This window comes from Porcincola sp. LCP21S3_C12 (genome assembly GCF_052118625.1).
Taxonomy (GTDB): domain Bacteria; phylum Bacillota; class Clostridia; order Lachnospirales; family Lachnospiraceae; genus Porcincola.
The window spans coordinates 76589-99700 of record NZ_JBQKGW010000003.1 but is presented as its reverse complement, the minus strand read 5'-3'; the positions used below and the strand labels follow the sequence as shown (position 1 = coordinate 99700).

Annotated in this window: 22 protein-coding genes and 1 riboswitch; of the genes, 1 reads left to right on the top strand and 21 read right to left on the bottom strand. The window is 54.2% G+C overall.

What is annotated here, in order from left to right:
* Positions 1 to 33 precede the first annotated feature (33 nt).
* The 10 genes from ftsH to ACTQ1N_RS02470 all read right to left on the bottom strand — a co-directional run bounded on the left by ftsH (position 34) and on the right by ACTQ1N_RS02470 (position 10758).
* The gene (gene ftsH / locus ACTQ1N_RS02515) at positions 34 to 1845 is read right to left on the bottom strand and encodes an ATP-dependent zinc metalloprotease FtsH (RefSeq protein ID WP_441954299.1); all 1812 of its coding nucleotides are present in this window, start codon (positions 1843 to 1845) and stop codon (positions 34 to 36) included.
* 102 nt (positions 1846 to 1947) lie between these two features.
* The gene (gene hpt / locus ACTQ1N_RS02510; RefSeq protein ID WP_441954297.1) at positions 1948 to 2478 is read right to left on the bottom strand and encodes a hypoxanthine phosphoribosyltransferase; all 531 of its coding nucleotides are present in this window, start codon (positions 2476 to 2478) and stop codon (positions 1948 to 1950) included.
* The gene (gene tilS, locus ACTQ1N_RS02505; protein ID WP_441954295.1) at positions 2447 to 3988 is read right to left on the bottom strand and encodes a tRNA lysidine(34) synthetase TilS; all 1542 of its coding nucleotides are present in this window, start codon (positions 3986 to 3988) and stop codon (positions 2447 to 2449) included. Before tilS ends, hpt begins: the two co-directional genes overlap by 32 nt.
* A gap of 126 nt (positions 3989 to 4114) precedes the next feature.
* Complete coding sequence (locus ACTQ1N_RS02500) at positions 4115 to 4420, bottom strand: FtsB family cell division protein (protein ID WP_441954293.1); 306 nt, start codon at positions 4418 to 4420, stop codon at positions 4115 to 4117.
* Between the two features lie 179 nt (positions 4421 to 4599).
* Positions 4600 to 4839, bottom strand: a complete 240-nt coding sequence (locus ACTQ1N_RS02495; RefSeq protein WP_154524428.1) for an RNA-binding S4 domain-containing protein — start codon at positions 4837 to 4839, stop codon at positions 4600 to 4602.
* Entirely contained in the window at positions 4829 to 4957 is a 129-nt protein-coding gene (locus tag ACTQ1N_RS02490; RefSeq protein ID WP_441954291.1) for a hypothetical protein, read from the bottom strand. Before ACTQ1N_RS02490 ends, ACTQ1N_RS02495 begins: the two co-directional genes overlap by 11 nt.
* Positions 4958 to 5060: 103 nt before the next feature.
* Entirely contained in the window at positions 5061 to 5381 is a 321-nt protein-coding gene (locus tag ACTQ1N_RS02485; RefSeq protein ID WP_441954289.1) for an HU family DNA-binding protein, read from the bottom strand.
* A 177-nt stretch (positions 5382 to 5558) separates the two neighbouring features.
* A complete protein-coding gene (gene hisS, locus ACTQ1N_RS02480; RefSeq protein WP_441954287.1) occupies positions 5559 to 6899 on the bottom strand; it encodes a histidine--tRNA ligase in 1341 nt (446 codons plus the stop codon).
* A gap of 200 nt (positions 6900 to 7099) precedes the next feature.
* A complete protein-coding gene (locus tag ACTQ1N_RS02475; protein ID WP_441954285.1) occupies positions 7100 to 8443 on the bottom strand; it encodes a CCA tRNA nucleotidyltransferase in 1344 nt (447 codons plus the stop codon).
* Between the two features lie 38 nt (positions 8444 to 8481).
* The gene (locus tag ACTQ1N_RS02470) at positions 8482 to 10758 is read right to left on the bottom strand and encodes an alpha-galactosidase (protein WP_441954283.1); all 2277 of its coding nucleotides are present in this window, start codon (positions 10756 to 10758) and stop codon (positions 8482 to 8484) included.
* A 398-nt stretch (positions 10759 to 11156) separates the two neighbouring features.
* On the opposite strand from ACTQ1N_RS02470, the gene ACTQ1N_RS02465 reads away from it, so the two are divergent.
* On the top strand, positions 11157 to 11354 hold the full coding sequence (locus ACTQ1N_RS02465; RefSeq protein WP_154524086.1) for a cold-shock protein: 198 nt from the start codon (positions 11157 to 11159) through the stop codon (positions 11352 to 11354).
* A 153-nt stretch (positions 11355 to 11507) separates the two neighbouring features.
* On the opposite strand, the gene hflX is transcribed toward ACTQ1N_RS02465, so the two are convergent.
* The 11 genes from hflX to ACTQ1N_RS02410 form a co-directional block, all read right to left on the bottom strand.
* The gene (gene hflX, locus ACTQ1N_RS02460) at positions 11508 to 12758 is read right to left on the bottom strand and encodes a GTPase HflX (RefSeq protein WP_441954281.1); all 1251 of its coding nucleotides are present in this window, start codon (positions 12756 to 12758) and stop codon (positions 11508 to 11510) included.
* Complete coding sequence (locus ACTQ1N_RS02455; protein WP_441954279.1) at positions 12739 to 12882, bottom strand: hypothetical protein; 144 nt, start codon at positions 12880 to 12882, stop codon at positions 12739 to 12741. The genes hflX and ACTQ1N_RS02455 overlap by 20 nt, the downstream gene beginning before the upstream one ends.
* Positions 12883 to 12967: 85 nt before the next feature.
* The gene (locus tag ACTQ1N_RS02450; RefSeq protein ID WP_441954277.1) at positions 12968 to 14059 is read right to left on the bottom strand and encodes a tetratricopeptide repeat protein; all 1092 of its coding nucleotides are present in this window, start codon (positions 14057 to 14059) and stop codon (positions 12968 to 12970) included.
* Between the two features lie 103 nt (positions 14060 to 14162).
* Positions 14163 to 14618 carry a YbaK/EbsC family protein gene (locus tag ACTQ1N_RS02445; protein WP_441954275.1) on the bottom strand — a complete coding sequence of 152 codons (456 nt, stop codon included), beginning with the start codon at positions 14616 to 14618 and terminating at the stop codon, positions 14163 to 14165.
* 127 nt (positions 14619 to 14745) lie between these two features.
* Positions 14746 to 15363, bottom strand: coding sequence for an ECF transporter S component (locus ACTQ1N_RS02440; protein ID WP_441954273.1), 618 nt, complete (start codon positions 15361 to 15363; stop codon positions 14746 to 14748).
* A 110-nt stretch (positions 15364 to 15473) separates the two neighbouring features.
* Positions 15474 to 15592, bottom strand: a riboswitch (FMN riboswitch).
* Positions 15593 to 15704: 112 nt separating this feature from the next.
* On the bottom strand, positions 15705 to 16934 hold the full coding sequence (locus tag ACTQ1N_RS02435; protein ID WP_441954271.1) for an Ig-like domain-containing protein: 1230 nt from the start codon (positions 16932 to 16934) through the stop codon (positions 15705 to 15707).
* 121 nt (positions 16935 to 17055) lie between these two features.
* A complete protein-coding gene (locus ACTQ1N_RS02430; protein ID WP_441954269.1) occupies positions 17056 to 17949 on the bottom strand; it encodes an ABC transporter permease in 894 nt (297 codons plus the stop codon).
* 180 nt (positions 17950 to 18129) lie between these two features.
* A complete protein-coding gene (locus tag ACTQ1N_RS02425) occupies positions 18130 to 19659 on the bottom strand; it encodes a sugar ABC transporter ATP-binding protein (protein ID WP_441954267.1) in 1530 nt (509 codons plus the stop codon).
* Between the two features lie 87 nt (positions 19660 to 19746).
* On the bottom strand, positions 19747 to 20820 hold the full coding sequence (locus tag ACTQ1N_RS02420; protein WP_441954265.1) for a substrate-binding domain-containing protein: 1074 nt from the start codon (positions 20818 to 20820) through the stop codon (positions 19747 to 19749).
* A 78-nt stretch (positions 20821 to 20898) separates the two neighbouring features.
* Positions 20899 to 21813 carry a sugar phosphate isomerase/epimerase family protein gene (locus ACTQ1N_RS02415; RefSeq protein ID WP_441954263.1) on the bottom strand — a complete coding sequence of 305 codons (915 nt, stop codon included), beginning with the start codon at positions 21811 to 21813 and terminating at the stop codon, positions 20899 to 20901.
* Positions 21814 to 21861: 48 nt separating this feature from the next.
* Positions 21862 to 22899, bottom strand: a complete 1038-nt coding sequence (locus ACTQ1N_RS02410; RefSeq protein WP_441954261.1) for a Gfo/Idh/MocA family protein — start codon at positions 22897 to 22899, stop codon at positions 21862 to 21864.
* Positions 22900 to 23112: the final 213 nt, after the last annotated feature.

Below are 23112 nucleotides of genomic sequence, written 5' to 3'. Positions count from 1 at the left end.
CAATTCCGCCTTCCGCCCGCACACTGCACCAAGTCAGTCGAAGAGTGCTTCGAACTCTTCTCTGCTCAGCTTCTCCTTCTCCATCAGCAGCGCCGCGGAACGGTCCAGCACGTCCCTGTGCCCGGAGATGATTTCCTTTGCCTTTTCATAGGCAGCGTCAATCAGCTTCTGGACTTCCTCATCGATCAGAGAGGCGATCCGCTCGCTGTACTCTCTGGTATGTCCAAGATCTCTTCCGATAAAGATCTCATTGTCCTCCTGCTCGTAGTTGATCAGTCCCAGCTTCTCCGAGAAACCGTACTTTGTAACCATCGCACGGGCAGTCTGCGTTGCCTGACGGATATCCTCCGACGCACCTGTCGTCACGTCACCGATGACCAGTTCCTCCGCCGCGCGTCCTCCGAGACTGACCACGATCTCCTGGAACATCCGCCCCTTTGTCTCGTACATCTCGTCCTTCTCAGGAAGCGGCATCGTATATCCGGCGGCACCTCTCCCGGTCGGAATGATCGAAACCGTATGCACCGGTCCGACTCCCGGAAGCACATGGAACAGAATCGCGTGTCCGGATTCGTGATAGGCCGTGATCCGCCTGTCCTCCTCGGACATCACCCTGCTGTGCTTCTCCGCTCCGATGCCGATTCGGATAAAAGCCTGGTTGATATCCTTCTGGGAAATGTACATCCGGTCATCCTTCGCAGCCAGGATGGCGGACTCGTTCATCAGGTTCTCGAGATCCGCTCCCGTAAAGCCGACCGTTGTGCGGGCGACCGTCTTCAGATCCACATTGTCCGCCAGCGGCTTGTCCTTCGCATGAACCCGCAGAATCTCCTCCCTGCCGCGCACATCCGGTCTTCCGACCGTCACCTGGCGGTCAAAGCGGCCCGCGCGCAGCAGCGCCGGATCCAGGATATCCACCCGGTTTGTCGCTGCCATGACGATGATCCCCTCATTGGCAGAGAATCCGTCCATCTCCACAAGCAGCTGGTTGAGCGTCTGCTCCCGCTCATCATGCCCGCCGCCCATGCCGGTTCCCCTGCGGCGTCCGACTGCATCGATCTCGTCGATGAAGACGATGCAGGGCTGATTTTTCTTTGCTTCCGTAAACAGATCCCGGACGCGGGATGCGCCGACACCGACAAACATCTCCACAAAGTCCGACCCGGAAATGGAGAAGAAGGGAACCCCCGCCTCTCCTGCCACGGCTCTTGCCAGAAGCGTCTTGCCGGTCCCCGGAGGGCCGACAAGCAGGACGCCCTTGGGAATCCTCGCGCCGAGTTTCAGGAACTTCTGCGGTTCCCGGAGGAACTCCACGATCTCTCCCAGATCTTCCTTTTCCTCCTCCAGCCCGGCTACATCGGCAAATGTCGCCTTCTTTGCGTCCGGCATGAAGATCCTTGCACGGCTTTTCCCGAAGTTGGTCATCGTCGTGCCGGCGCCTCCGTTCTGGCGGCTGAGCATCATCAGGAAGAAGACCAGCATGATGGCCATCATCCCAATCGGATAGATATAGGAAAAGACAGTTCCCCGGCGGGACACATCGTCCGTCGTGATGGAGATATCATACTTCTCGAGCCTGGCCTTTGCGGCATTGACGTCCGTCACATTCACAGAGCGGACTTCATTCTTTGTCGTCGTCACAAGAAGCGAACCCGTCGGCACCTCCTCGTTCTGTACGATCTCCACATGGGAGACCTCCCCGTCCTCCAGCATCTGGGAGAGCTGCTGCTCCGTAATATCGCTCCGTCCATTGAAACGGTCACGGAAGGCAAAGATCAGAAAGATCAGCATCATTCCAACCAGTATGTAGATACCGATCCCGGCGTTTCTCGTATTCCTGTTCAAGTCCTGTAGCTCCTTTTTGTCTCCGATATCCGTCCTTTCAGACGGGTGCTCTCTTCAGATGCATCACTGCCCTCACGGCAGGCGGCAGATGCTTCCGGCCTTTCAGTCTTCCTCAAGGTGCATGACACCGATATACGGTAGATTGCGGTATCTCTGGTCATAGTCCAGCCCGTATCCGATGACGAACTCGTCCGGAATCTGGAAGCCCTGGTAGTCGACATAGACCTCGCATTCCCGTCTGTCCGGCTTGTCCAGCAGCGTGCAGAGCTTTATGGAAGCCGGCTTCCTGCTCTGAAGATTTTTCAGCAGATAGCTCAGCGTGTGCCCGGAATCAATGATGTCCTCCACAACGAGTACGTCTCTGTCCATGATCGAATCATCCAGATCCTTGATCAGTTTGACGACACCCGTTGACCTTGTCCCCGATCCGTAGCTGGAAACCGACATGAAATCCATCGTGACCGGAATTGTCAGTCTCTTCGCCAGCTCGCATACGAAGAAGACCGATCCCTTCAGGATGCCGATCAGATGAACCGTCTTTCCTGCATAATCGCGGCTGATTTCCTCCGCCAGCTGCGATATACGCTCCTCGACCTTGTCCTCAGGAATCAGTACACTGACATTCTCTTTCATCTTCTACCTCCTGGCCTTCCAAAATGCTGCATGACACCTTCACATATGCGCTGCCCGGCGTCACCTTCGCCCCTTCACTGATCCGCATCCCGGCCACCCACAGCACCTCACTCCCGATCGCAAGGAGCACAACCCGGTCCCGCAGCGATGCCGGAATCTTCTCATCTATCAGATAATCGGACAGCTTCTTTCTGCTTCCATCCTGCCGGACAACCAGCACATCCCCCGGCCTTCTCGTGCGGAAACAGAGCTTCTGCGACTCTTTTTGGGCTATTGTAGCATACGCAATCCATTTCGTGAACCGCTTCTTCGGGATACAGACCTCGCCTTTCCCCGCGCGGCCGCACTCAAGCAAAAAGCTGTACCCGCCGTAGCGGACCGTCTGCCTGCCCTGAAACGGGACCTCCACGCATCTTTCTCCCGGTGAGTCCTCCTGTGCGTACAGGGCGCCGGATGCCGGCAGCCCGGCCCCTGAAACTGCTTCCGTTCCTGACAGAAAATGGATCTGCCCATACGCCCGGACAGCCGTCAGTCCTCCGGGAAGGCTGACCGATTTTTCTCCTCCGCCGCTGGCAAGCCCCATCAATGCCTCCACATGGACGGCCCCGATGTCCTTCAGGCTTCCATGCTCTGATGCACGGCGGATACATTCCCTCAGCAGCCTGCGCCGGACGTAGGGCTCCTCCTTCTGCCAGGACGCCAGCAGGAGAACCGTCTGCCTGTCCGCCTGACGGAAAATACACCTTTCCGCCGCCCGTGCCGTCACCCGCTCCAGGTACGCCTCCGCCTCCGCCGCTTCCTCCGCCGCCTGCGCGATATGGAGCGGCGCCTGCGCATTCAACGTTATCATGTCCGGCAGGATGTCATGACGGATTTTGTTTCGCGTGACCGTTTTGTCCAGATTCGTCCGATCCGTCCGATATGACAGCCCGCGCGCCTTCAGATACTGCTCAATCTCCTCCCTGGATGTTTCCAGGAGCGGCCTCACCACCAGAGGCGACGCGGCCTTCCCGTCCCGGAGCGGGCGAACCGGCAGAATCCCCCGCAGCCCCCTCAGGCCGCTGCCCCGGATCAGATTCCAGAGCACCGTCTCCGCCTGGTCTCCCAGATGATGAGCAACCGCCACCCGCTGAGCCCCGCACTGCTCCGCTGTTTCCTCAAAAATCCTGTAGCGCTGAATCCGCGCCTCCTCTTCCTCTGTCCGTCCGCTTTGCTGTGCAAGCTCCGGCACTCGGATATGCCGCACGGTGAGCCTGACCCCCATATCCCCGCACAGCCGCTCCACATATGCGCAGTCCTGCAGGCTCTCCTCCCCGCGGATTCCGTGCTCGACATGAACCGCTTCAAGGCTGAAGGAAAACTCCGGCGCAAGTGCATGAAGAACCGCAAGCAGACAGACTGAGTCCGCACCGCCTGAAACCGCCGCAAGAATCCGCTGCCCCGGGCTGACCATGCTGCAGCGCTTCATCATCTTCCGGATTTTCTGTTCAAACCGAAATGCATCCGTCATGCTGTCCTTCCCCTCCGCCGTCATCTCATGCTCCGCACTCGATGGCACCGATGATGAACGGCCGCCTTCAAAAAAGGGCGCGCCGCCGGCTCCCGCCCGCAGTGCGCCCTTCAGACACAGGTTTCCTTACTTTTCCTCCCGGAAGATCGTCTCATCCGGGTAAACCAGTCCAAACTTTTCTCTGGCAGTCTTCTCCACGAACGAATCGGTCTTCGTATACTCCTTGTAAGACTCGATCTGTTTGCTCCTGCCCTCTTCCTCCGTGTACTGCTCCTCAAGAGATGCAATCTCATCCGCATAGGCGGCATTCCGCTGCTTCAGCACAACACAGCGGGACAGCAGCACGACCAGCAGAATTGAAACCACTACGATAATCAGTACCATGCCGCTCCGGTTCTTTTTCGCCCCGGCACGTGTCTTCCCTCTCGACATCTGTCCTCATCCCCTTATCAATCCGCCTCTCCCGCCTCCCCAGACAGGACCTGGCAAACCCGATTCTTCCCCTATGCGCATCAGGCGCATCAGCTAAATAATAGCTTTATCATAGCCTGAAATGGCCGATGTTTCAACACCAAATCTTCCCGATGACGGCCATGCTGCTCACAGGCTGCTCACAGATACCGGAACAGCTCCTGTGCATCCTCCTTCCGGACAGCATCCTGCACAGCCAGGACCTCCGCCTTCACGCTCCGGTTTCCGAAGCCAATCTCGATCACGTCCCCGACCTTCACCTCCGCGGATGCCTTCGCCGTTTTCCCGTTGATCATCACCCGGCCTGCGTCACAGGCCTCGTTGGCTACCGTCCTGCGCTTCACCAGCCTGCTCACCTTCAGATACTTGTCAAGCCTCATCGCTCATCCTCCTGACAGACTGGCGCCCGTCCAGCCTGATCCCCCTCTTTCCACCAGCCGGCTCCTGCCGGCCTCGTTCATCCTGTTTTCCTGTCAGCTCGTGAAAGGCCGCCGTCATCTTGTGCTCCACACTTGATGATGTGCGGCCTCCCTGACAAAAAGAGGACTCTGAGCAAGTCAGGGTCCTCTGTCTCGTCTATATTCTGTAAGACATCCCGCCGTCAGTTCAGGCTGTCCTTCAGTGCCTTTCCTGCCTTGAACTTCGGATTTCTGGAAGCCTTGATCTCCATCGTCTCGCCGGTCTGCGGATTGCGGCCCTCTCTTGCAGCTCTCTCGGACACCTCGAAGGTTCCGAAACCGATGATCTGAATCTTCTCGCCCTTCTTCAGCTCATCCCCGACAACCTCGATGAACGCATTCAGAGCCTTCTTGGCATCGTCCTTCTCCAGCTCAGCCTTCTCAGCGATTGCAGCGACCAATTCCTGCTTATTCATAATGTGGTACTCCTTTTTTCTAAATTGATGATCACATTGCTTCCCCACCCTTGTTCCGGCGGGAATCTCTAATACTTATATAACCCAGCCAGATGTTTGTCAAGGCTAGCGGTCTGCCGTCCCCCGCGGCGGCAGGCCTTCAGATTCCGCACGGGCATGCCGCAAACCCGCCCCGAGGCCGTCCTGCTTATGCACGGGCGGCTTCACGCATGGCTCACAGCTCCCTCAGAGCTCCGTGTCTGCGTAAACCTTCGTGACGGCCGTGTAGCCTGCCTTCTCAAGGGTGTCAATCTGAAACTTTGCGTTCTTCTTCAGCGGCTCGACCGTAACCGTCAGTCCCTTTCCGCGCTCCGCAGTCGCCTTCGCGAACACCTCCGGTACCCTCGACGCGGCGCTCTTCAAATCGACCAGGTAGGCCTTCTTTTCCGCCTCATCCGTGCTCTTCCAATTCAGATCCTTCAGAATCGTATAGATGCGCTCGAAGCCAATCGAGAATCCGCAGGCCGGCGCATCCTGTCCTGAAAACTTGCCGACCATCTTGTCGTAGCGGCCGCCCCCCGCGATGGAGAAGGAATAATTGTCGATTGTGATCTCGAAAATGGTTCCCGTGTAGTATCCCATCCCGCGGACCAGTGTCGGATCAAACTTCAGCGTGATGTCGCTGTCGATCATCCCGCCTGCCGCCTCCATGATGGACGAGAGGCTGCTTCCGACGCCCTCCTCGATCTTGTCGCCGCAGGTTTTCGCGATGAAATCCGCGATCAGAGCCGCCTGCTCCTTGCCGTCGGTCTGTCCGATCACCTTGTCCAGCTCATCGAAATACCCGATGTAACGGTCCGTCGCCGCCGCGTCGAAGCCCTCCTTCAGCAGCTCCTCCTTCACGCCATCCTTTCCGATCTTGTCCATCTTGTCAAGGATGATGAAGACCTCGTCACAAGAATCCGCCGGGAATCCGGCGTTCTCCGCCATCGCCTTCAGGATTCTGCGGTCGTTGATGTGGACGGTAAACCCGTGAACATTCACTTCCGAGAAAATGCGCGTCAGGGCCTTGCTTGTCGCGGCGATGAGTTCGATCTCCGCCATGCCGGAGCTGTCTCCAATGATGTCGATATCGCACTGAGTGAACTGGCGGAACCTGCCTTTCTGCGGCCGGTCTGCGCGGAACACGTTGCCGATCTGAAGCGCCTTGAAAGGAGTCGGCAGATCGTTCTTGTGGCAGGAATAGTAGCGGCTGAGCGGAACGGTCAGGTCATACCGCAGCGCAGAGTCCGCAAGCACTGTCCCATCCTCATTCGCATCTGTGCCGGCCTCTCCGCCCGCCCGGATTTTCCCAAGCGCACGCTGAAGCTCCGCCCCGCGCTTCAGAACCTTGAAGATCAGCTTCTCGTTCTCCCCGCCGTTTTTGCCCGTCAGGTTCTCGATGTGCTCCATCATGGGCGTCTCGATCTCATTGAATCCGAACTGCGCATATGTTCTGCGAATCGTTGACAGCACATGCTGACGAAGCTGCATATCAGAAGGAAGAAAATCCTGCATCCCCTTTACCGGGGTCTGAATAAATTTCATAAATAAATCCTTTCCTGTGATGGACCCGCCCCTACCGGCGGCAAGTCCCGGCCACTCTCTCAGACACTGGCCTAGTATAGTCAAAAACCACCCGTCCTGCAAGAATCCCGGCCGCCTTCAGGCAGCCCATGCCGCTTCCAGTCAGCAGGACGCCGGCAGCATACCAATGGGCACCGGGCAGTCCGTCTGCCCCGGCACACTCACAGCACCAGCAGCTTTGCACGTTCCATCAGATACGCCCGCGTGTTGAGCGACGGATCCTGCAGCACCTCATCGAACAGCTTCCCGAGGATCTCTCCGATCTGTGCGCCTCTCTGAAATCCCATCCCGATCAGGTCATTGCCGGTCAGCGCAAGCTCCCTCAGACTCAGGCAGTCGCCCCGGTCCACAACCCTGTGGTAGATCTCCTCCACCTTGTCCATATAGTCCAGCTTGTCCGCCTGCACCTCCGGGTTCTGCCCCCTGATATCGGACCGCTTCACCTGAAGGAAAACTGGAAACAGCCGCGGCGTCAGCTGAACAACAGCCCTCCTCACACCCTCCTCGGAGAGCGCCGGATAGAGGGAGTGGTTCCGGACCAGATGGACAATATCCCGCATGGACGCCTTGTCAAACTTCAGGCGGCGGAGCACCTTCTCCGCGATCTCCGCCCCCGGCGCCGCATGGCCATGGTAGTGGTAGACGCCCTTCTCATCGAGCCGCTGAACCGACGGCTTCCCGCAGTCGTGAAGGAGCATCGTCCAGCGCAGCGTCCGGTCCGGCGGTGCCGCCATCATCGTCCGGATCGTATGCTCGCCGACCGTCAGGCGATGATGGTGGTTATTCTGGACCGCCGCCATCTCCGCGTCGAACTCCGGCAGCACGACCGCCGTGATCCCGCACTCATAGGCCAGCCTCATTTCCTCCGGATGCGGGGAAGTGATCAGCTTCTCCAGCTCGGTCCGGATCCGCTCCGCGGATATGAACGAGAGCGAGGGGGCCATCTGTGTCGCAGCCTCCTTCGTCGCCGGATCGAGTCTGAATCCAAGCTTTGCGCAGAAGCGGACGGCTCTCAGCACCCGGAGCGCATCCTCATCGAACCGCTCCCTGGGGCTTCCGACACAGCGCACGACCTGATCCCGCAGATCCGCCAGGCCGCCGAACAGATCCACCAGCCCGTCCCGGTCATTGTAGGCCATCGCATTGACCGTGAAGTCCCTGCGCATGAGGTCTTCGCGCAGGTTCCGGGTGTAGGAAACGTTGTCCGGGTGGCGGTGATCCTCATATTTCCCGTCCAGCCTGTAGGTTGTGACCTCGAAGCTCTCCCCCTCATAGCGCACCGTCACCGTCCCGTGCTCGATCCCGGTATCGATGGTGCGCCGGAATACCTGCTTCACCTGCCCGGGGAGCGCATTTGTTGTGATATCCCAGTCATCCGGCGTCCTGCCGAGAATGCTGTCCCGCACGCAGCCGCCCACCGCATAAGCCTCAAACCCTGCCTGATGGAGGGCTGATAGAACCTTTTCTACCTTGTCCGGAATCCTGATCCTGATCTCTTCTGGCATTCCCGCTCCTGTCATTCTGCCTGTTTCTTCCTGCCGCGTCACTGTCTGGTGAAGTGCCACTGATATGCCAGGTACTCTCCGAAATGGAGTGGTACCGGCAGCCCTGCTTCCATGAGGGCTCCGCCTCCGTAGACGATTCCCCGCTTTCCGGCCGTATTCAGGCGCATCGAGCCGTTCTGCCCGCCTGGCGCACTGCCCGCTGCCTGATCTGCCGCCTCCGCAGCGTCCTCGCCGTTGTCATCCAGCAGGTAGAGCGCCTCCTCGTCCAGTCCCTGAAGCCTGACATAGTCCTGTGTCATATTGCCATGATTGTTCTGTGTGACGATGCTGACCAGAACCTCCGTTCCATCCTTTGACACAATCTCCCATGCCGCCGGGCCGCCCTTCAGCGGATCTGTCAGACGATAGTAATCTCCGCTGGAAATGAGCGGCGCATACCGTTTCTGCCTTGCCACATCTCTCCGGACCTCCGCCTTCTCCGCCTCGCTCATTTTCGCCGGATCCAGCTCATAGCCGAAGGTCCCGCTCATCGCGATCACCGTGCGGGTATAGAGCGGCGTGACACGGCCGTCCTGCTCATTCGGCGACACCGAGACATGGGCGCCCATCGAGCTGACCGGATACCCGAAGGAGGTTCCGTACTGAATGCGGAGCCTGTCGATCGGATCCGTGTTGTCAGAGCACCAGATCTGCGGCGTGTAGTACAGCATGCCGGCGTCAAACCTTCCGCCCCCGCCGCTGCAGCCCTCAATGAGCAGCTTCGGATACCGGGTGCAGAGCCGCTGCAGAAAATCATACAGACCGAGGATATAGTCATAGAGAACAGCGCCGGCCTCCCTGCCGGCCTGCGAGTAAACCTCCGCGATCGAACGGTTGTAATCCCACTTCACATAGTCGACCGGTCCCATGTCGATGATCCGGCAGACCTGGTCATAGATGGCATCCACCACTTCTCTGCGTGAGAAGTCCAGCACCAGCTGGTTGCGTGCCCGCACCGGCTTCCTTCCGGGAATCGCAAGCGCCCAGTCCGGGTGCGCCCGGAAAAGATCACTGTCCTCGCTGACCATCTCCGGCTCAAACCAGATCCCGAACAAAAGCCCCATGTCATGTATCTGTCCCACCAGCCGGTGGAGATCCCCGATCTTCCGCTCATTGACAAACCAGTCTCCAAGCCCGCTGTTGTCCGAATCGCGCTTCCCGAACCAGCCGTCATCCAGGACGAACAGGTCCAGATTCAGCTCCTTCGCCTCCCGGGCCAGATTCAGAATCTTCTCCGCGTCAAAGGTCAGGTAACAGCCCTCCCAGCTGTTGAGCAGCACCGGACGCACCCGGTCCCGCCAGTATCCGCGCACGACATGGCTGCGGATGCAGTCGTGAAGCTGCCTTGACAGGCCGGACAGACCTTCCCCGCTGAAGCTGAGAATGGCCTCCGGTACGGTAAATGATGCCCCGCTTTCAACCGGGTAGCGGAACATGTGGTCCGACAGGCCGATCTGCATCCGCGTCTGTCCGAACTGGTCAAGCCCTGCCATCCCCATGAAACCGCCGCTGTAGACCAGTTCCATCGCGTAGCAGGATCCTTCCGTCTCGGCGGCCTCGTGGTCAGCCAGGATCAGAAGCGGATTGTACTGGTGGGAGGAAGTTCCCCGCCGGCTGATGACAACCTGCTCTCCGTGGGACACCGGCACCCTCTGCGGGGTACGCTCCAAGGCATGTCTGCCATAGAAGGTCATGAGATCATAGTCCCCGCCGACAAAATCCAGGTTTGCCGAGAGCGCCCGGCTGAGATAAATCTTCTCATCCGAGTCATTGTATAGGACAGCCGCCCTCGTGATGATATTCAGCTCCGGCAGAACCCCATACAGAAGCTCGACCCTCAGCTTTGTCTCCGGGTCACGGAGCGTCACCACCAGTGTCTGGGCCCCGTCCGCCTCTGCGTCTGCATACACCGCCGGAAGCTTCGGAAGGCCATACTTTCCGTCCCTGATTTCATAGGAGTCGAAACGCAGATCGCATCCCGTCTTCCCGCTCTCCGTCTCAACCACCAGCGCGGGCGACCGGTAATCACCGGTTCCCTGCGACGGATACTCCTGCGGGAGTGTGTCCAGAGAATACGCGCGGTCATTGCCGACATCGTACGGATTGCCTGAGAATCCCCTGTCCGCATAGGTCAGCAGATAGTCCATCCTGCCAGCACTCTTTCTCCCGTAGTACAGGTGCAGAAGCCGGTCATGCCGGTCTGCCATCATCTGATAGGTACTGTCTTTTGTCTGAATCGTAAAGATCCTGTTTAATTCATCGTAGGAAATAGCCATCGTGGTGATTCCTCCCTGTTCTGAACGTCTGATGCCCTCATTATACACGAATATCCCGCCCGCGCGCGGCCCTGTCCACGGAAGAAACAGTTTCTTTCTCCGCCCGGCTGCCGGTGCATCCCCGGAAATGTGATATCTTTATGTCCTCCATTTTCTTGTGCATATTGCACAATCACTGCATACTAAATACATCATTTTCATGTCATATCGTATTAAGAAACCTGTCTTTTCAGCTTGACAGTGCCCATAGCCCGGGATATAATCAAGTTTGCAATTACGATTAACGGTATGAAAGATACAGCCCTCGTTGATAGATGAAGTTCATTGATTGTCAACCAAGCTAGTGTTTCTTAAATAACCGTTGTCAATCCTGTTCTTATTTTCAATGGAGGTTCATCATGAACGGAACTGTTAAGTGGTTCAACGCAGAAAAAGGCTATGGCTTCATCACTGGTGAGGATGGAAAGGACGTATTCGTTCACTTCTCCGCAATCCAGGGCGAAGGCTTCAAGACCCTCGATGAAGGCCAGAAGGTTACATATGATCTGGTTCAGGGCAACCGCGGCATGCAGGCTGCCAATGTTGTGAAGCAGTAATCAGAAGCTTTACAGGCGGTGAATCAGGGCGGCTCGCTTCGGCGCGCCGCCTTTTTTCTGCCTTTTCTGCCCGGCCTGACGTCCGCTTCCCGGCGGCAGCCGGCTGCGCCCGTCCCATCCCGCAGACATCCCCCGTCTGCGCCGGAAGCCATCTCAGATGCTGCCGTAGATTTTCTTCGGCACATAGGCCTTCACGTAGATTCCGTCCGGTTCGTATTTTGACTCCAGAATCTGCCCGTACGTCCGGATCAGCTGAACCTTCCCGCCGTCCTGATAGCCATACGTCCGCTCCACCAGGATGAGATCGCGCGTCAGGATATCCTGAAGGACGCGCTCGAATGTATCCAGGCCGGCGCCGGTCTTCGCTGAAATCCGGACAACCGCATCCGCGCGGCGGTCACCTGTCACATTTCCGGTCATTCCATCATCCAGGCAGTCTGTCTTGTTCAACAGCGTGATGACCGGTTTTCCCATCACGCCCAGCTGCCCCAGGGTGTCATAGACGGTCTCCATCTGGCTCTCCGCCTGCGGATTGGAGGCATCCACAACGTGAATGATCACGTCCGCATACTTTGCCTCCTCCAGTGTCGAGCCGAACGCCTCGACCAGATGATGAGGAAGCTTGCGGATAAACCCGACCGTGTCGGTCAGCAGGACTTTCTGCCCGCCGTCAAGCTCCAGCAGTCTGGTCACCGGGTCCAGCGTCGCGAACAGCTTGTTCTCCGCCAGAACCCCCGCGCCGGTCAGCGTATTCAGGAGGGTCGATTTCCCGGCATTCGTGTAGCCGACAATCGCCGCAACCGGTGCGGCTCCCTCTCCTCTGTGGCCGCGGAGCAGCTCCCTGTGCCGTCTGACATCCTCCAGTTCTCTTCTCAGCTGTGTGATCCGCCGCTGAATGAGCCGTCTGTCTGTCTCCAGCTTCTTTTCACCCGGTCCCCTGGTCCCGATGCCGCCTCCGAGTCTGGACAACTGCGTCCCGATCCCGGACAGCCTCGTCATGCGGTACTTCAGCTGCGCCATTTCCACCTGGATCTTTCCCTCGGAGCTGGTCGCCCGCTGCGCAAAAATATCCAGGATCAGAAGCGTCCGGTCCATCACTTTCAGGTCAAGCGCATCGCTCAGATTGCGCATCTGGGCTGGTGAAAGCTCATCATCCGCGATCACGCCGTTCGCGTCAAGCTCCTGCGCAAGCGCCTTCACTTCCTCCATCTTCCCCCGGCCGATATAGGTACCCGGCTCCGGATTCTCCAGGTTCTGGATCACCATGCCAAGCACTTCCGCACCAGCGGTGTCCGCAAGAGATGCCAGCTCCTCGAGGGAGTCCTGCTCGTCCACCTCGCTCTGCGAGGTGCGGACTCCGATCAGGATTACGCGGTCCCGCTGCTCACTGTCTTTCTCTGTCATCCGATCGTCCAAGCTGCTTCCTTTCCCGGCTGCCTGTGTCCTGTCCGTCTTTGGTCGTCTTCCCCGCCAGCCCGGACATGGCCACAGTCCTGCCTGCTTCATTCTCGATGTTTCGTCCTGCCATGAAGCGCCGCGTCAGTTCCTCGAGTTCAGGAAGGTCAGCTCCCGCTGCCCCTTCTCGATGTTTCGTCCTGCCATGAAGCGCCGCGTCAGTTCCTCGAGTTCAGGAAGGTCAGCTCCCGCTGCCCCTTCTCGTCTGTCGGATAGAGCTCCACATACTTCTGGCACTTATCCTTCGCTGTCAGAAAATCCAGACTCTTCTCGTAGGCCACAACCTCATTGAAATACAGATCCTGCTTCCCCTCATTTCCGGGAAGCGCAAGTCCCTGCGTAATGTACTGGAGCGCCGTCTGGACATCATCCTGTGCCAGGGCGCAGAGTGCCAGCCCGTTGTAGCTGTCCGTACTGGACGGATCAATCGACTGTATCTGCGTATAGATCGCCTTCGCGTTGTCATAGTCCTTCCGGGCAAGATAAATCTGTCCCATCAGAGACATCGCAGGGACATTCTTCTCCTTGATCGGCTCGGCCAGGACCTTGGCTGCCTCGTCATACTGTTCCAGATAGAAGTAGATCTGCCCAACCTGGTAGTACCCCTCGGCATCCGACGGCTCCGTTTCAAGCGCCGTCTGGAGATATTCGTCCCCCACTGCCGACAGATGATTGTCATTGTAGACTCTGTATATGTTCAGGTACAGACTGTAATTTGACGGGTCCAGGGAAACCGCATAGTCGAAGTTCGTCTTCGCCTTATCCTGCTCACCCTGGTAGAGATATGCCGCGCCTCTGTAGAAATAGGGCTCCTTCATCTTCTCATCCATGCCAATGAGCGATTCCGCCGTCTTGATAACCGCCGCATAATCCGCTCCGCGGTATTCGGCGGACTCCCGGTACAGAAGCAGATCCTTGACTGTGTCCGGCATCTTCTCATCCGTCGCGGCCAGCGCATTGTTGAATGCATCCACTGCTTCCTTATACTTTGCCTGCCCCATCAGCGCGATTCCGAGTCCGCGGTATGCCCGAACCGCGTCCTCCCCTTCCGTCACAGCCGTCTCGAAATCCTGCTGCGCCGACTGGAAATCCGCATCCTTCACGGCACGGTATCCCTTTTCCGTCTTCTGCGTAGAAATCCCGGCCGAACAGCCTGCCAGCAGTCCCCCTGCAAGCAGAATCATGCCTGCAGGCACCGCCACACGCCGTCTCACCGACTGCTTCCATCTGTGCATCTTTCCGTTCTCCATAACCCTCTTTCCCGATATGGTCCGGCACCCGCAGTCACCCGTCGCTTCCCAGATCCGGCTTTGCGCCAACCTCTTATCTCGGGTACCCGGTGCTTCCTCTCTCTCACTTCGTGACGTCGATCCACGCCTGGTACCCGGAGTACTGTTCAAGCTGACTGAGCGTGACCCGCACAGCACTGTTGCCGCTGCCGGCTGCCGGATAGACGACCTCATGGCGCCTGAGAGACGTATCCAGGTACACCGTGACGCCCTCCTTCACCGCAAACGGGCAGACCCCGCCCGGCGCATGCCCGATATATGCCTCCACCTGATCGTGTGGAATCATCATCGCTTTTTTATGAAAGTATTCCTTATATTTATGATTGTCAACGCGGGCCATCCCGGCCATCACAATCAGCACCGGTTTCCCGTCCACCAGAAATGACAGGGTCTTCGCGATTTGATCCGGTTCCGTCTGGAGCGCCTCCGCTGCCAGCTCAACCGTCGCCGAAGACTCCGGAAGTTCGATCACCTCGATGCCTGTTCCCCTGAAGTATTCCTTTACCTTCTCTACTGCCATAACGCTGAGCATCCTCTTTCTAACCGCCTGCCTTGTTAACAGGCGTCATTATCGCACATCTCCGGAAAGTTGGAAAGAGCCCCGGCTGGATACCGGGGCTCTATTCACATCCGCATGTGATGTCTTATTATCCTCTGTTTGTCCCGTGAATCAGCGGGGACAGCGGCTTATAAATCAGAAACGTCACCACAACGGACAGCATCGCCTTGACAAATGTGAACGGCATATTGAACGTGACAAGGCACTGAAGCAGGTCGCCATCCCGAATCGCCGGATTGATGACCTGATACATCTTGATGATGGCATCCATCGGCATGAAAGCCGTATAGAACGGATAGACGATGAAGTAGTTGATCGGAACGCTCAGCGCCGCCATGACGACTGCCCCTGTCAGCGCCCCTGCAATCGCACCTTTCTTGGACTTGCGGAAGCGATAGATCAGCCCCGCCGGAAGGACAAACGCCGCATTCAGCAGGAAGTTCGAAAGCTCCCCGACACCGCCCGATGAGGTGAAGAACAGATGCAGCAGATTCTTGACCGCAGCAATCGCGCCCCCGTAAACCGGTCCCATCGCAAACGATCCGATCAGTGACGGAAGGTCCGAAAGATCCAGCTTGATGAAGGATGGCATGAACGGCACGACAATCTCGATATACATCAGGACAGTCGCGATCGCGGACAGCATCGCCGTGACAGCGATGTACCTGGTACGTTTCTGCGTCTTTGTCATAGCACGTGGTTTCATTGTTGAACCTGCAGATGAGTCAGCCATAAAAAAAGCTCCTTTCCGTGTACTCTACACTCTGCAAGAGGTTCAGGTGTGAAAGAGATGGAAAGAAACTTCGATTCAGTTCGATATATCTTCTTCCATCCGGACTATACCGTCGGCCCCGGAATCGCACCGGGTCAACCGCTCTCGCGGGTAGCAGGCTTTCACTGCCGGTGGGGAATTGCACCCCGCCCTGAAGATCTCTTTACTTGATTGACAAGTTCAGTATAGGGCACAGGGGCCTGAGATGCAAGCCCCTTTCCATTTCCGATCAGAAACTTTTCAGCCGAAGGCACCGTACTCAGCCGTCTCTCCGATCACTTGTGATAGATGCAGATCCTTGCTCCGTCCGTCACCTGGCGCAGGATTTCGATCATATTCTGCTGGCTGACTGCCACGCAGCCTGCCGTATGGCCGGAATTGCCCTTGCAGTGCAGAAAAATCGCGGAACCCCTTCCCGGCGTATTCGTACTGTTATAGTCAAGGAACATGCCATACGCATAGCACTGTGTATAATCAATCAGATGCTCTCCTGCGCACTTGTGCGGATGTCTGCGGATATCAACCAGCCGATTGTACATATACCGGTCACCGCACCAGTACAGATACTGGTTCACCCGGACGTAAGGCATGGATGTCCCCGGATTCGCCTGGATTCCAAATCCAGAAGTCAGCCGGAACGTCCCGGTCGGCGTCCGCTTGTCTCCCTCTCTTACCTTATCGATCCCGTTCTTTCCGACCTCACCATCACAGGTCAGGATGCATTTCCATGTCCCCGACTCCTTCACATACAGCAGGACATCCGCTTTGCTTCCGCCGGTATACTGGACAAAAAGAAGCTGATTCACACCGCCGTCGTTCTGATACGTCTCCAGAAGCCGCACCCACCGGTCTTTCTGTTCCGATTGTGCAGCCTGTGTTTTTTGAGTGGTTTTTCCGGTCTGATATTCCACGCTCTGTGTCCCCTTTTTTCTCCTGACGCGAACCTTGCAGACAGCCCTGAGCTTTCCATAATAAGCCGTGACCTGTGCCGTCCCCGCTTTCTTTGCATGAATCCTGCCCGTGGATGAAACCGCTGCCACCTTCGGATTGCTGCTTTTCCACTTCAGTTTCCGGATGTTCGTCTCCACAGTCAGGCGCTGCTTCTGCCCGGCAGCCATGTCAATCCTGGATTCAGCCAGCTTCAATGTCTGTACTTTCACACGGCAGGACAGCACCTTTCCCCCGGGAAGCGCCGCCGTGATCCTTGCCCACCCGCCGGAAACACCCCGGACGACTCCCTTGCGGGAAACCCGCGCAATGTTCCCGTCGCTGCTCGCCCAGACAATCCTGCCGGCACGCACATTTCGCACCCGCAGCCGCAGCTTTTTTCCCTGCGGCACATATGCCGTCCGCTGACTGATCGAAGGCGCTGCAGCAGCAAGGACATTATTTTTCGTTCCCGTCCATGCAATCAGAAGAAGACACAGAAAAAACGCTCCCAGAAAGATTCCCTGAAAGCGTTTTTTCCCCTGATTCCGCCAGATTAAATTTCTTTTTCTCTCCATCCCTCCGAAGCTCCTTTTCATACCCAGACTTTCCAGCCCTGTTACAGCCCTGTCTCTGTAAAAAATTGTCTGTGTCGTATGAAATTGTATCACAGCAGAGGGTACATCCAAACAGTTTTCTTTACACACCCTTGTGCAGCTTTCTACGAAGCTGCGGACCGATAATCTGAATCAAAATGACAAGCAGAAGAATAATTCCCTTGATTGCGTCATTGATCAGAGAATCCATCTTCAGCGCAACAATAATCTTGTCGATGACTGTATAGCTCATCGCGCCGAAGAGAATTCCCAGGGTTCTGCCCTTTCCTCCGCTCATGCTGATACCTCCCAGCACAGCCGAAGCAATGGCATACATCTCGTAGCTCTTTCCCGTCGTAGCCGGATCAGACGATCCGTTCATTGCAATCCAGAGGAAGGAAGCGACTCCGACGAGAAGTCCACAGATGACGAATACCATGACCGTCATCAGATCCACATTGATGCCGGCCATCTCAGCCCCTTTGATATTGCTTCCAATGGCATAGATCTTCTTTCCGAATTTCGTACTCGTCGTGACATAAGTCAGCAGCACGACAATCAGAAGCATCACAATTCCTACAATCGGAACTGTCAGTGCTTTTCCATTTCCAAAATTATACAGTGTCTGATATGCCGGAAGTTTCGAATCCATCCGATAGACAGAGGAGCCTCCACCGATCAGATTCTTCGCCAGATGCTGGCAAAAATACTGGACAAAAGAGCGGTAGATCAGCATCGTTGCCAATGTAACGATGAAAGCCGGCATCCGGATGACACCCACCAAAAATCCATTCACCAGCCCGCAGAACGCACCGAATGCAAGAGAAAACAGCAGTGTCAGGAAGATATTCCCGGTAATGTTGAAAATAACAACCGAAAACCCGCTGACAAAGGCCAGCATAGAGCCGACCGAAAGGTCAATCTCGCCAATCAGACACACAAGCCCCATTCCGATTCCAATCGTTCCAATTACTGCAGAATGGCGGAATATATTCATAACCCCACTCCAGGTCAATCCGTGGGCCGTGATTGCATATACAGCAAATATTGCAAAAAACACCAGGACATAACTGTACTGTCCGAGTAATTTTGAAAAAGATTTTTTGCTCTTTGTCACCTTCAGCTCCTCCTCATTGATTCCGCATGACAATTTTCATCAATTTTCATTATGATCTGCTTATTGAGCATCTGTGTTTGCAAGTTCCGTTTCAATTACCGACGCTGCTTGTCCGGCATTTGTTGAATACATCATGACTTTATGCTCATCGATATCTTTATGGTCAAGTATACGGGCAATCCTGCCTTCGTAAAAAACCACGCATTGATCTGCAATTTTCTGCAGTTCCGGGATTTCAAGTGTATTGATCAGAATTGTCTTCCCCTCCCTGGCGAACTGCAGAATCAGCTTATAGATTTCAGCCTTTGCTCCGACATCGATTCCCTGAGTTGGGTTGTCAAACAAAAGGATATCTGAATTGGTGTTCAGCCATCGCGCAATAAAAATTTTCTGCTGATTTCCGCCCGATAGAGACAGGATTGAATCATCCGGGTCATTAGCACGAATATTCAAAAGTGTTCTATAATGCTCAAATTTCTTTTTCTCTAGTCTCTTGTGAATATGAAACTTCCTCGCCGATAATGTCTGCTCGGCAAGATACATATTCTCCAAAAGGGACATGCCGCCGATCACAGAATTTTCCTTACGGTTGGACGGCAGCATAGCTACCCCCGCCTGCATGGCCTTATGAATGGACGCCGGGGGAATCTTCCGTCCATCGACTTCCATGTACCCGCCTGTCGAAGCTGTCACTCCGAACATGCATTGCAAAAGCTCACTGCTTCCAGACCCCTGCAGCCCAGTCAGTCCCAGAATTTGACCTCTCCTTACACTTAGATTTACATGTTCAAACCCAGGGCCGGAAAAATCTCTCAGTTCCAGCACAGGCTCTCCAAGCGGCCGTTCCTCATACATATCGGCTGAAGACATTTTGGTTCCAACCATCATCTCTGTTACTCCAGCCGGCGTTACGGAGCTGATCGAACCGTCTTTTATAAAAGTGCCGTTTCGCATAACCGTATAACGATCCGCAATTTGAAAAATCTCCGGCATTTTATGAGAAATGAATATGAATGAAGTCCCATCCTTTTTCAGGTTCCGAATAATTGAAAACAGATGTGCAATCTCATCGTTATTCAAGGAGGTTGTCGGTTCATCAAGAATCAACAGCTTTGCCTTAAAAAACAATGCCTTTGAAATTTCCAGCAGCTGTTTTTCACTCGTCTTAAGGTGATCTACCATCTCTGTCGGATCGATTTCAACATCCAGCCGGTGGAACAGCTCCGCCGTTTTCCGGATCATCGCCCTTTTATCACAGCATCCTGCCTTGTTTACAATTTCCTTTCCGAGAAAGATATTTTCCCAGACAGTCATGTCATTGAAAAGGTTCAGTTCCTGGTGTACAAAGGCAATTCCCTTTTCCTCAGACTTCCGGACTGTCATATGCTCCAGTTTTTCGCCATCAAAATACACTTCACCGCTGTCAAGTGAATGCACTCCCGTCAGGACATTCATCAGCGTTGACTTTCCGGCACCATTCTCTCCAAGTAAGGCGTGGACCTCACCTTTTTCGACTGTTAACTGAACTTTTTTAAGGACCTGAATGCCATTGAAAGACTTACAAATATCCTTCATCGTCAGTAAATTCATGTTTCTCTCCTATCGAAACTTTCTTCCGCCAGAAGCCGGCCCGGAAGGGCTGTTCCTCCCGGGCCGGTCATATCCTATACTCGGTTATCAGAAAGATGGATAATCTGCTACATTATCCGCCGTGACATTTTCGCAGGCAATGACATGATCCTGTGTGACTTCCTTCCCATCCAGGTGATCAACCATATCCTGGATTGCTGTCTGGATCATTGCTGGGCTGTATGTGACAGAGCAAAGGCCGCTGAACTTCTTAGCGATATCCTGATAGCTGTTCCCTCTGAGAACTTCATAGTATTCATCAAGTCCGCCGCATCCTGTCATGGCTGGTCCATTGTCCAGGAATTTCTGTTTTGTTGCATCATCGATTCCACCACCATTCAGAGCTTCAAGAACTCCCATTGCAAGCTCATCATCCTCTGCATAAATCCACTTGATATCCGCATTCTTCGGATCCCCCATCAAAGACTCAAAGGAGGTCTTCGTATCAGAACGACTCCAGTTCATCGCACCGGAGTATGTGATGTTCTTCAAGTCATCATCAGTCCATTTCAGATCATCGTCTATTTTCTTTCCTTCGAATTCGGCATCCCCCTTCAGGTAATCTGTAAAGCCCTGATCACGGAGTGTCGTGACTGAGGATGTGTCTCCCTCATATACATAAACTGCATCACCCGGCTTCATTCCAAGTCCAGTGAAGTAAGATGCTGCTGCCACGCCAATTCCGGAATTATCACCCTTGACATTGGAAACCGCAGTGCTTGAAACAGCATCAATGATACGGTCAAATGCAACATATGGAATCCCTGCATCAACGATTTCCTGAATCGCCGACTGAACAGTATCATCCAACGGCTGAATGACAAAGGCAGCATTCTTCGTATCACCAGCAAGAATATCCTCAATCTGTGTGATCTGATCCGCTGCACTTGCTGCGGTAATCAGCTCCGCACTGTACGTTCCGGCATCATTGATTTCCTTAATCTTCTCCTTCGCAAATGTTGCCACGGAGCCAGTCCAGCCATGATCCTCTGTAGATGTCAGTACATAGATGTGAGCCCCTGCATTCGCGGAAGCCTCCGTCTCACCTGCAAACACCGCAGTGCCTGACGACAGAACCATTCCTGCTGAAAGAACACCCGCCAGAATTTTGTTTCCCTTCATGATACTTTCCTCCTTTTTGTGTGTATCCTGGTTTCTATTTTGATAAGATGCAGCGCACCTTATATTCTGAAACGTTTCTCAGATGACAAACTGATCCATATATCGCTTTGAAATTCTCAGGCTGTCCAGAATTCTTTCTCTGCTTCCTTCAAACGCCTTATCCTCAATCTCAATACATGCACACCCATCAAACCCCACATCGGTGAGTGCAGACACAAAACGTCCCCATTCAACATCCCCGTATCCAGGAAGCTTTGGAACCATAAAGTCCAACGGGTAGGCCATAATCCCGACTTCGTTCAACTTGTCTTTCCTGACTTTCAGGTCTTTAAAGTGTACCTGAAACAGCTTGTCATGGAATTCATAAATTGGCTTGATATAATCCATCATCTGCCAGACAAAATGGCTCGGGTCGTAATTTAGTCCAAAATTTTCATACGGAAGAATCTCAAATATTTTTCTCCACAAGCTTGGGGCTGTCATTAGATTCTGTCCGCCCGGCCACTGATCAGGTCCAAACAGCATCGGGCAGTTTTCTATTGCAATCCGTACACCTTTCTTTCTCGCATATTCAATAATCGGTGGCCAAATCTGCTTTACAAGCTCCAGGTTGTCCTCAACGTTTTTCGTTTGATCTCTGCCAATAAATGTTGTCACCATGTTTACGCCCATCTTTGCGCTGGCATCAATCACTTTATAGAGATGTGAAATATTTGCAGCCCGCTTTTCCTGATTCGGGTCCATGTTGTTCGGGTAAAACGCGAGTGCAGATATTTCGATTCCCCGCTCTGAAGCAACCTTCAGATAGTGAGATGCACTCTCATCACTCAGATTCTCCGCATCAATGTGAGACACCCCGGCATAACGGCGCTCCGCCTTACCTGCTGGCCACGCTGCCACTTCCACACACTGAAATCTCATTTCAGCGGCGGTATCCATCATTTCGTCGTATGTCCACCCGTCAAGAATGGAAGAAATAAAACCGATTTTCATCGCACAAAGTTCCCCTTTATTTCCCTGCTCATTACCCAGCAAAAGCGTTCAGTTAAGCGTTGCAATTTCTTTCCCTTCGTCAGCACTTTTCTGAGCCGCAAAGATTGCACGCATCGCGGATAATGCTTCCTCCGCTCCAACTTCAGGTTTCGTTCCATGTTCAATACAATCTACAAATGCATCCATCACACCTGTTTTCGTCTGATGGTCATTTGTCTGTATAGGCTCCATATCGAATGCTGCCTTTGTGCCATCCCTGTAATCGATCACTATGCTTGGCATGCCTTCGTAATAAATCTTCATCACACCTTTTGTACCGTATATTGTGGTAGAGTTATCCTCTTTTCCATAATATGTCCAACTTGCCGTCATTGTGCCTATCACACCATTTTCCATGGTATAGATGCAGATCACATTGTCATCGACGCCGATTTTGTTTCCCCCGGCATCGACTTTATCCAGCGTTGCCATCTTTGCGGAAACCTTCGCAACCTTTGATCCGACCAGATATCCGATAATATCTGTCTTGTGAATCCCAAGATCCGCCATTGCTCCAAAAACAGCCTTCTTCTTATCAAAGAACCATGTCGCTTTTCCCGGATCAATGCTCCATGTCTCCGGACCACTATGTCCGAAAATTGTCCGGAAAGTCAAAATTTTACCAATTTCGCCACTCTCCAGAAGATCCTTCGCTTTTCTGTGTGCCTTCGTGAATCTCTGGTTATGGTCGACCATCAGAATCTTCCCTGTTTCCTTCTGCGCTCTTGCCATCGATTCACAATCTTCTTCTGTCATCGCCATCGGTTTTTCACATAATACGTGTTTTCCCGCATGGAGGGCTGCAATTGAAATCTCAGCATGTGTACTATTCGCGGTACATACACTGACTGCATCAATTTCCGGATCCTGAAGCATCTCCTCATAAGAAGAATAAGCTTTTGCATGATATTGCTCCGCAAGCTTCTGTGCCCGCTGCTGATTCAGATCAAAAAAACCAGAAAGCTGCACATCCGGATTTTCGGAGTATTCTGGAATATGCCGTACCTGTGCAATTTTCCCGCATCCAATGATTCCGATCCTGACCATTCGTCTTCTCCCGATAATTACATGTATCTTCTTGACTTTTACATATATCTATGTAATTCTTACATCAGAACCATAATCGATTTTGTAAATTATTGCAATAACTTTTCACTAACTTAAACTATATTCGTCGTTTATACACAATAATGTCACTGTTAATCCAGTTAATTTAACAATATGCCTTACATTTATACATTAAATCTTACATTTTTTACA